The organism is Acidisphaera sp. S103 (genome assembly GCF_009765975.1).
Classification (GTDB): domain Bacteria; phylum Pseudomonadota; class Alphaproteobacteria; order Acetobacterales; family Acetobacteraceae; genus Rhodopila.
The window spans coordinates 101,602-109,919 of the sequence record NZ_LMUJ01000079.1 but is presented as its reverse complement, the minus strand read 5'-3'; the positions used below and the strand labels follow the sequence as shown (position 1 = coordinate 109,919).

Annotated in this window: 8 protein-coding genes; 3 read left to right on the top strand and 5 right to left on the bottom strand. The window is 61.5% G+C overall.

All coding sequences use genetic code 11. From position 1 onward, the window contains the following. On the top strand, nt 1-379 hold a 379-nt coding region (locus GSQ89_RS26955), incomplete at its 5' end, for a MerR family DNA-binding protein (protein WP_158931211.1). A gap of 166 nt (nt 380-545) precedes the next feature. Further along, nucleotides 546-881 (top strand): transposase, encoded by a 336-nt coding sequence (locus tag GSQ89_RS26950; protein WP_158931077.1) that lies wholly within the window; start codon nt 546-548, stop codon nt 879-881. A gap of 175 nt (nt 882-1,056) precedes the next feature. On the opposite strand, the gene GSQ89_RS26945 is transcribed toward GSQ89_RS26950, so the two are convergent. The 3 genes from GSQ89_RS26945 to GSQ89_RS26935 all read right to left on the bottom strand — a co-directional run bounded on the left by GSQ89_RS26945 (nt 1,057) and on the right by GSQ89_RS26935 (nt 3,801). Beyond that, nucleotides 1,057-1,482, bottom strand: coding sequence for a cupin domain-containing protein (locus GSQ89_RS26945; RefSeq protein ID WP_158931075.1), 426 nt, complete (start codon nt 1,480-1,482; stop codon nt 1,057-1,059). A 124-nt stretch (nt 1,483-1,606) separates the two neighbouring features. Continuing rightward, the gene (locus GSQ89_RS26940; RefSeq protein ID WP_158931073.1) at nt 1,607-2,389 is read right to left on the bottom strand and encodes an alpha/beta fold hydrolase; all 783 of its coding nucleotides are present in this window, start codon (nt 2,387-2,389) and stop codon (nt 1,607-1,609) included. Nucleotides 2,390-2,595: 206 nt separating this feature from the next. Beyond that, nucleotides 2,596-3,801: a CaiB/BaiF CoA-transferase family protein gene (locus GSQ89_RS26935; RefSeq protein ID WP_158931071.1), complete on the bottom strand. Its 1,206-nt coding sequence runs from the start codon at nt 3,799-3,801 to the stop codon at nt 2,596-2,598. 218 nt (nt 3,802-4,019) lie between these two features. On the opposite strand from GSQ89_RS26935, the gene GSQ89_RS26930 reads away from it, so the two are divergent. Then, on the top strand, nt 4,020-5,636 hold the full coding sequence (locus GSQ89_RS26930; RefSeq protein WP_158931069.1) for a thiamine pyrophosphate-dependent enzyme: 1,617 nt from the start codon (nt 4,020-4,022) through the stop codon (nt 5,634-5,636). Here GSQ89_RS26930 and GSQ89_RS26925 read toward each other — a convergent pair. Together GSQ89_RS26925 and GSQ89_RS26920 are read right to left on the bottom strand one after the other, a co-directional pair. After that, the gene (locus GSQ89_RS26925) at nt 5,633-6,637 is read right to left on the bottom strand and encodes an NADP-dependent oxidoreductase (RefSeq protein ID WP_158931067.1); all 1,005 of its coding nucleotides are present in this window, start codon (nt 6,635-6,637) and stop codon (nt 5,633-5,635) included. The two genes, GSQ89_RS26930 and GSQ89_RS26925, sit on opposite strands and share 4 nt — an antisense overlap. Next, entirely contained in the window at nt 6,638-8,317 is a 1,680-nt protein-coding gene (locus GSQ89_RS26920) for a GMC family oxidoreductase (protein WP_158931065.1), read from the bottom strand. Between the last annotated feature and the right edge of the window lies 1 nt (nt 8,318).

Below are 8,318 nucleotides of genomic sequence, written 5' to 3'. Positions count from 1 at the left end.
GCCTGCGGTCGGGCTACGCCCTCCCTACACCCCACGCCCGGGAAACCTTCTCATCCTGATTGACGGGGATTCTCACCTTGATTGTCGCGCGGCAGTCAATACCTTGCGGTTCATCCACCGCGCACGAGAATTCGGATTTTCGATTAAGCGCATACGCTTACTGGTCAGTCTCTGGCAGGACCGCCATCCCAGCCGGGAGGTGAAAAAGGTCGCTCTGGATCATGTGGCAGAACTCGAACGCCGCATTGCTGAGCTGACGGACATGCACGATGCCCTTCAGACCCTGGCCAATACCTGTCAGGGCGACCATCGACCGGAGTGTCCCATCTTACGCGGCCTTGAAGACACATCGGCGCCGCGCGTGAAAAGGGCGGCCTGATCCAATCATACGCTTCGCCTGCTGACGAACGAAGGCCTGGAGCCTACCGATCCCTTGTCACTGGCCGATGCGCTGCCGCCCGAGGCCTGGACGCCACACGCCGCTGGTGAGGGGTCGAAAGGTCCGCGCCTGTATGACTGGGCACGGATCGCGTTGCCGTGGACAGTTGACAGTTGACAGCGGCTTCGAGCGCTGGCTGCTGATCCGCCGTAGCCGGCGCGATGCCTCGCAGCGCGCCTACTATCTGGTCTTCACGCGCGTCGGAACAACATCGGCGGAACTGGCCGGCGCCGCCGGGCTGCGCTGGACCATCGAAGAGTGTTTCCAGCGCGCCAAGAAGGAACTTGGCCTTGATCACTGCGAAGCCAGATCATGGCATGGCTGGCACCGCCATATGACGTTGTGCATGGCGGCAGCCGCGTTCCTGGCCAGGTTGCAGGCCTCGCTTCGCCGTGCCGCGTTCGGTAAACCGAACGGAACGAGTCCGCCACTCGCCGCGTAACCGCCATCCGTCTTGGCATGCCCAGCGTGCCAGAGATCCGCGGTCTCATCGCCAAGCTGCTGTTGCGATCGCCCTTGCGCTGGCCGTTCGTTCTGGCGTGGTCCGCCTGGCGACAACGCCATCAGTTCACCGCCGCAGAAGCCCACTACCAAGGCCGCAAAACGCAACTGTAGTACTAGTCAGTCGGTGATACCGCGACCGCGTGGTAGTGCGCCTCGTCGACCGGCTCCAGCCAATTATTGTTGTCCGGCCCCTCGATCTCGAGGAATGAGATGTGAGCAAAAAGGTGCCCGACAATTGCGCCGTGCCAGTGCACAAGGCCCGGAGGCACCTCGGCGACGTCTCCGGCTCGCAGGATGCGCGGCGGCTTACCGCGCACCTCGATCATCCCAGTCCCGTGCGTAGCAACGAGCACCTGGCGAGTCTTGTGGGTATGCCAGTTGGTGCGCGCACCAGGGGTAAAGGTGACAAGTGTGGCACTCGTGCGCGATGCTCCCAACGGCGTCGCCAGCGCATCCTGCAGCACCGTCCCCGTAAACCAGTCGGCGGGGGCGGCCTTTGTGGGTCGGCTCGCGGCCAGTCGGATTGTCACATCATCCATGGTGGGTCTCCATACGTGGGCTATATCCGAGAGAGCATAGCAGGTCTCCCGCGCGGCCGGAACGTAGCGTCACATTCGTTTCTGGCACGGGGCTTTAGTATAGGCTAGCTGCCGAGACCGGCGGTTACTGAGCAGCGGCCGCCACGGATTGCGCTGATCCGGCGAGCCGATGGGCACGCAGAAAAGTTCGGATGTGCCGCACCGCCAATGGAATCTTGTCCGGTGTGTCCTTCCACGGATACAGGCTTACCTGCGCGTTCGGCGCGAGATGCACGGTTTCCATCGCGACGGCATATGGATGCGCTGGAACGTCGTCCGGAAGCACCAGGATCGGTGTCTGGCACCCGCGTACGAAATCACGTGTCACGGTATAGACAAAGTCCGCCCGAGCACCTCCATACATGTTGGTCAGGAACGTATCGACCATCGCCATCGTGATATCGGACCGGCGAGCACACAACTCTGGGCCCCAGCCCTTCATGTTGTTGTTGTAGGACATGCCGGGCATCTCCGGACGGTAGCCACTGGGCTGCGCCGGTATGGCAGCGGGGATGCGATCACCAACCCGTTTGAGCAAGTTCCAGATGAATGGGCCGCCGATGCAGAAACCAAGCACCATGAATTCCCGGATGCCGAGGTGATCCATCAGACCGATCTGATCGTCGGTATAGGCGTCCCACGGCCGATCGACTTCGAGTGGACCCGTCGACTCGCCACCCTTGGCATTGCGCAGATCAGCTGAAATGACGCGAAACTCCCCCTGGAACTCATTGAACGGGTTGAAAGGGTGCGTCGCAAGCCCTGCGACCGTGGAATTCAACCCACCGCCGGGAATCACCAACAGGGGAAAGCCGGAGCCGGCTTCTGCGTAATGAATGCGGACGTCGCCTTTTTCGTAAAACGGCATGGTATCCTCGCTCACCTGATGTTGGGTAACTATAGGCCAACATAAACATCTCGACCACTCCAGGAACGCACCACCGCTTCGTCAAAGCGGCCAGCGTGCGTTTGAGCAGGTCGCGCCGGCCGGACGCTTGCTTGATTGTTGTCTTCTGGACTCGGCGTCTTTCGTTGTTTCTCGAGCGGCAGCAATTCCTCCAGCGCAATTCGAGATCAGATCACGCCTTCCGCCCGCAACGCCGCGATCTCATCCGGATTCAACCCCAGCCATCCACCATAGACCTCATCATTATGCTGACCCAAACGCGGGCTCGGCGTTGCGGGGGCGACGTCGGTTTCGTGCAGCCGGATCGGACTGGTCGGCAACACGACGTTGCCAAGATCGGGATGATCCACCCATTCCAACATGCCGCGGCAATGCATATGCGGATCGTGCATCACCTCCGAAACATCGCGCACGGGGAAGCATGGAATGCGAAACCGCTGCGCCTGTTCCGCGACCTCGGCTTTGGTCAGCCCGGAGGTCCACGCGGTAACGATAGCGTTGACTTCGTCCAAATGGCGAGACCGATCGTGCATGGTGCGAAACCTCGGATCATCCAGCAGGTCGTCGCGCCCTGCAGCCATCAGAATGTTTCGCCAGTGCTGTTCGGTTCCAGGATGGATCGCTAGGAACCCATCCCGCAGTGGATACAGCCCATAAGGAGCGGCCGAACCGCCGGAGTTGTTGCCGGCACGTTGTGACACATTGCCCGAGCGGCTGAATTGCTCCAACGATGATGCCAATGTGTAATAGACGGTTTCCTGCATGGCGATCTCCACGAGCCGGCCGACACCACTGCGGTCGCGCTCATACAGCGCCGTTACGATGCCGGCGTAAAGATGTGTGCCGCCCATGAAGTCCGCGACCGTGATGCCGGCGCGAACCGGCGGGCGATCCGGAAATCCGGTTACGCTCATGATCCCCGACGCCGCCTGCACCGTCAGGTCCATCGCCAGGTTGCCCCGGTCCGGACCCGAAATGCCGTAACCGGTGCCGGTGGCATAAATCAGGCGAGGATTGATTTCATGCAGCACAGACCAACCGACACCGAGTGAATCCATCGCGCCCGGCCCAAAATTCTCCAACAGGACGTCGGCCCGCCGCACCATGTCGAACAGCAGTTCCCGTCCACGGGGTCGTTTCAGATTGAGCGTGATACCCCGCTTATTGGCGTTCAGCATGACAAACGGCAGCGTGGTGGCACGACCCGGCGGTGCGCGCTGGCGCAATGGCTCACCATGCGGCGGCTCGATCTTGATGACGTCGGCACCCGCCTTGGCCATGAGCACGCTGGCGTAAGAGCCTTGAAAGATCTGGCCGAAGTCGACCACGATAACACCGGCAAGAGGCAAGGGGCGTGGCGGGAAATCGGTCATTCGCAATTTACCAAACGGACAGAGGTGGTCACTCGCATCGGACTAATGAATGATGCCTTCCGGAGGTTGTCAATTTCGTGGCTCAGGATCTTCCCGAAACTGACCCAAATGGTAACGCGGCTACCCCCTCACTCGAGTTCGTCTGAAACGATAACCAAGCCCCTGGACACGCCGCCATCATCGGTTCAATCCAGGACGACCATTCGCGGGAATTTCCGATGACCGAACGCATGACCGGCGGCCAGGCCGTCATTCGCACCCTGACACGCTTCGGCGTAGACACCGTGTTCGGCCTGCCCGGGATCCAGCTCGATCCGCTGTTCGACGCGCTCTACGAGCAACGGCAGTCTATCCGCACCTACCACACACGCCATGAGCAGGGCGCCGCCTACATGGCCCTCGGCTACGCTCAGGCGTCTGGCAAGGTCGGCGTGTTCGCCGTCGTTCCCGGCCCAGGCATCATGAACGCCTCTGCCGCCCTGGCCACCGCCGCCGGATCGAACGTGCCGGTCCTGGGGCTGACCGGGCAAATCCCATCCCATCAGATTGGCCGAGGCCTGGGCATCCCGCACGAACTGCGCGACCAGGAGGCCGCGCTGCGGGGCGTCGTTCCGTGGGTCGAACTTGCCAAAACACCAGCGGCGGCACCCGGCCTGCTGCGCGACGCATTCGGCGCGATGCTGGGTGGACGGCACCAGCCAGCGGTCTTTGAAATGGCGCCTGACGTCCTGGCTGGGTCGGACGCCGTGACCCTGCCGGAGTCTTTCGTGCCGCCACCACGACCCGTTCCCGACCCGGTTGCGGTGCGGAGGGCCGCGGAACTGCTGGCCACTGCCCGCAACCCAGCGATCTTCGTCGGTTCAGGCGCAATGGACGCCACGGATGCATTACGCCGTTTCGCCGAACGCCTACAGGCACCCGTCATCATGAGCCGCACCGGCAAAGGCACGATCTCCAGCCGTCATCCCCTGGCGGTCGGCATGTTGGAAGGCCAGGCACTGTGGCCCGATGTCGACGTAGCCGTGGTCGTTGGCACCCGCTTCCTGGCACCGGCATTGTCCTGGGGGCGTGCCGGGGAGGTCCGCATCATTCGTATCGACATCGACCCTGTGCAAGCGGCTTTGCTCAACGCGGCCGACGTAACGTTGGTTTGTCACGCCGATACCGGGCTGGACGCCCTGCTGGATGTCCTACCGCAACGACCCTCCGCCGCGGCGTCGGTCGCGGCGGTGCGAGCGGATGTGGACAACAAACTCAGGACGTTGGAGCAACAATATCAACTCGCTCGGGTCATTCGTGAGGAAATGGATGACGACGGCATCATCGTGACCGACGTCACGCAACTCGCCACGTTCGTGCAATACGGTATGCCGGTCTATCAGCCGCGGACACTGATCACCCCCGGCTTCCAAGGCACCCTTGGCTACGCCTACCCCACCGCCCTGGGTGCCAAGGTCGCGTGCCCGGACAAAAAAGTGCTGTCGATTTCCGGCGATGGTGGCTTCATGTTCAACGTGCAGGAACTCTCGACCGCCGTCGCCCATGGGATAGACGTTGTTGCCATCGTTATGAACGATGGCGCATTCGGGAACGTAAAGCGCATCCAGCAGACCACCTATGGTGGACGCATGATCGGCGTTGACCTGCACAATCCTGATTTCGTCGCGTTGGCAAACAGTTTTGGCATGCGTGCCATGAAAGCGGAAACACCCGACCGCTTACGCGGCGCGCTCAGGACGGCATTCGCATCTCCTGGCCCAGCCTTGATCGAGATACCGGTCGGCGAGCTGCCCAGCATCTGGGGACTGATCAAACGGCCCCCTTCGGCGGGCTAGCCAACCCGAACGACAAGCTTGCCGTTGTTCTCTCCGCGGAACAGCATCCCCAATGCTTCGGGCGCATGGTGCAGCCCGTCTAAGATGTGCAGCCGCTGATGAAGCTGTCCTTGTTGATGACGTGCGGCCAGCCATGTTCGGGCTTCCTCATAACGGTCGTGATAGCTGAACACCTGGAAGCCTTGCATCCGCGCCCGACGCGTCAAGACCTGCCCAAGATTTCGGATACCATAAGGCGGATCAGCCGCGACTTGAGATATCCGCCCGCACAACACGACCCGCGCCTGCGGCCGCAGATGCAGCAGCGCCGCATCCAACGTTGGTCCACCGACGTTGTCGAAATAAACGTCGATACCATCGGGACAAGCCCGCCCGATCGCCGCCGGCAGATCGGATTCCGCCTTGTAGTCGATAACGGCATCCAAACGCAGTTCGTTCGCCAAATAGGCGCACTTCTCGGTGCCGCCGGCGATCCCCGTCACGTGACACGCCTCAAACCGAGCGATTTGGGCGGCGATCTGTCCGACGCCGCCCGCCGCACCGGATACCAATACGCGGTCCCCCGGCGTCAGTTCGCCAATATCGCGCATGCCGAAATAAGCGGTCACGCCGCTTAGGCCAAGCGGACCGATCCAGGCCAGCGCATCACCTTTCGCCATATCCAATTTCTGTAGATATCGCGCCGGCAGGGTAGGATGGGTCTGCCAGCCCAGCCGAGCCTGAACCAGCTCACCGGGCTGGTAGTCGCTGGACCGACTTTCCAGCACCCGCCCGATGCCCCCACCGCGCATGACGTCGCCTAGCGGCACGGCACGCTGATAACCCGGGTTCTCCGACATCCAGGACCGCATCGCCGGGTCGATCGACAGGTAGAGTGTCTCCAGCAACACCTCATCCTTCGCGGGCCGGCGTGTCGCTTCGGTATCGGACACGAAATCGTCCGGATAGGGAATACCGGTTGGCCGAGACCGTAATAAGATACGGTGATTGGTGAGGGTCATTTAGGCGAAACCCCGCTGGCGAACCATTTCGGCGATCCGTTCCGCGATCATGATGGTGGGAATGTTGGTGTTGGTACGCGAAACCTCTGGCATCACTGACGCATCGGCGATGAACAGATTGTCCGCTCCGACGACCCGCCCGTCAGGACCGACCACGGTCCGAGGGTCTGCCGGATCGCCCATACGGCAGGTACAGGACGCGTGCCATGCGGACTGAACATTGTCCCGCACGTGCCGTTCCAACTTGCCGGCGTCGGCCAGCAGTTCGGGCAACGGCAAACAGTCGCTGATGACCTTGTCGAAGAGCAGTTTCCGCAATGACGTTGAGGAATCCATCATTACCGCCGCCACATTCGTCAGCACCGCATTCTTGAAGTTCTTCTGGCTGACATTGCGCACGCGCTGCGACAAACGTGATGCGAACAGGTTGGACAAATAGTTGGGCACTGGATCGCTGGCCAGAATGCGCGCCATCCGGCGAAACGCATCCGTCATGCGGTCCATGTCGCGCGGGTCGCTCAGCCAGTTGAAGTCGACGTAGGGTTCGTCGTCCGGATTGGCCGAGGTCAGCCGTACCTCACCCGTCGAATACGACCGCCCGATATACGATGACAGTGTGCCAATGCGCACGCCGATCGCATGCCAGGCGGACCGGCAAACCGCCATCATCACCATATCCGCCGCCGGAACATCAGGCAGGCCCGAGGACCAGCGCAGATAGGTATAGTTTCGCCGCAGGACCATCTTGTGGCGGGATACCGGCGGCAAATAACCCGAGATATGGATGGCCGGATGATCCATCAGATTGCTGCCGACGCCGGGTCGATCAAGCCGCACATCGATACCGTGCTGGCGCAGATGCGCACCAGGACCGATTCCAGAAAGCATCAACAGCCAGGGCGTGTGCAGTGCACCGGCGCAGACAACAACGGTATCCGCCGTAATCGTTTCAATCTCCCCATTCCGCCGCACCTCCGCCCCAGCCGCTCGGCCGTCTGCGAACAGAATTCGCCGCACCTGCGCTTCACCAAGAATTTGCAGATTGGGCCGCCGGCGCGTCGCGGCATCCAGGTAGCCGGCGGCCGTCGAACGCCGCGCCGAACCATCGTTGGACAAAGGCAACGGCGAATAGCCCTCGCCAAATTCTCCATTCATGTCCGGTCGTAAAGCGTAACCAAGTTCGTTCCACACCTTGGTGACCGACAAAGTGAAGTCGTCCCATTGGTCCATCGGCATCCGCCGGACCGTGATCGGGCCTTGTGCCCCATGCAACTGATCGGTGTAGTCCAGATCGGTTTCCAATCGACGAAAATATGGCAAAACGGAGTTCCAGTCCCACCCTTTTGCCCCGATGGCGTGCCAGTGGTCATAATCCTCGGGCGCACCGCGCAGCGCGACCTGCCCGTTGACCGACGATCCGCCACCCAGGACGCGTCCTTGCTCATAATAAACTGGAGCCGCATCGGCCCTTCGGCGAACCTTCAGATTCTTCCAGAAATAGCTTGGGTTCATCAGCGCGCTGCCTGAGTAGGTATCGCGCAGGTCGTCCGGTATTTGGTCAGGGGTGTAGTTCTGTCCCGCTTCCACCAGTATGACTTTGTTCGAAGCATCCTCCGACAACCGAGCGGCCATAACGCATCCGCCCGATCCACCGCCGATCACGAGATGGGTTGCGTGCATA

Bases quoted from the DNA above. Each gene is read 5' to 3' on its own strand.
- GSQ89_RS26945 (WP_158931075.1), bottom strand. From the start codon at position 1,482: ATGGATGATGTGACAATCCGACTGGCCGCGAGCCGACCCACAAAGGCC.
- GSQ89_RS26940 (WP_158931073.1), bottom strand. From the start codon at position 2,389: ATGCCGTTTTACGAAAAAGGCGACGTCCGCATTCATTACGCAGAAGCC.
- GSQ89_RS26935 (WP_158931071.1), bottom strand. From the start codon at position 3,801: ATGACCGATTTCCCGCCACGCCCCTTGCCTCTTGCCGGTGTTATCGTG.
- GSQ89_RS26930 (WP_158931069.1), top strand. From the start codon at position 4,020: ATGACCGAACGCATGACCGGCGGCCAGGCCGTCATTCGCACCCTGACA.
- GSQ89_RS26925 (WP_158931067.1), bottom strand. From the start codon at position 6,637: ATGACCCTCACCAATCACCGTATCTTATTACGGTCTCGGCCAACCGGT.
- GSQ89_RS26920 (WP_158931065.1), bottom strand. From the start codon at position 8,317: ATGCACGCAACCCATCTCGTGATCGGCGGTGGATCGGGCGGATGCGTT.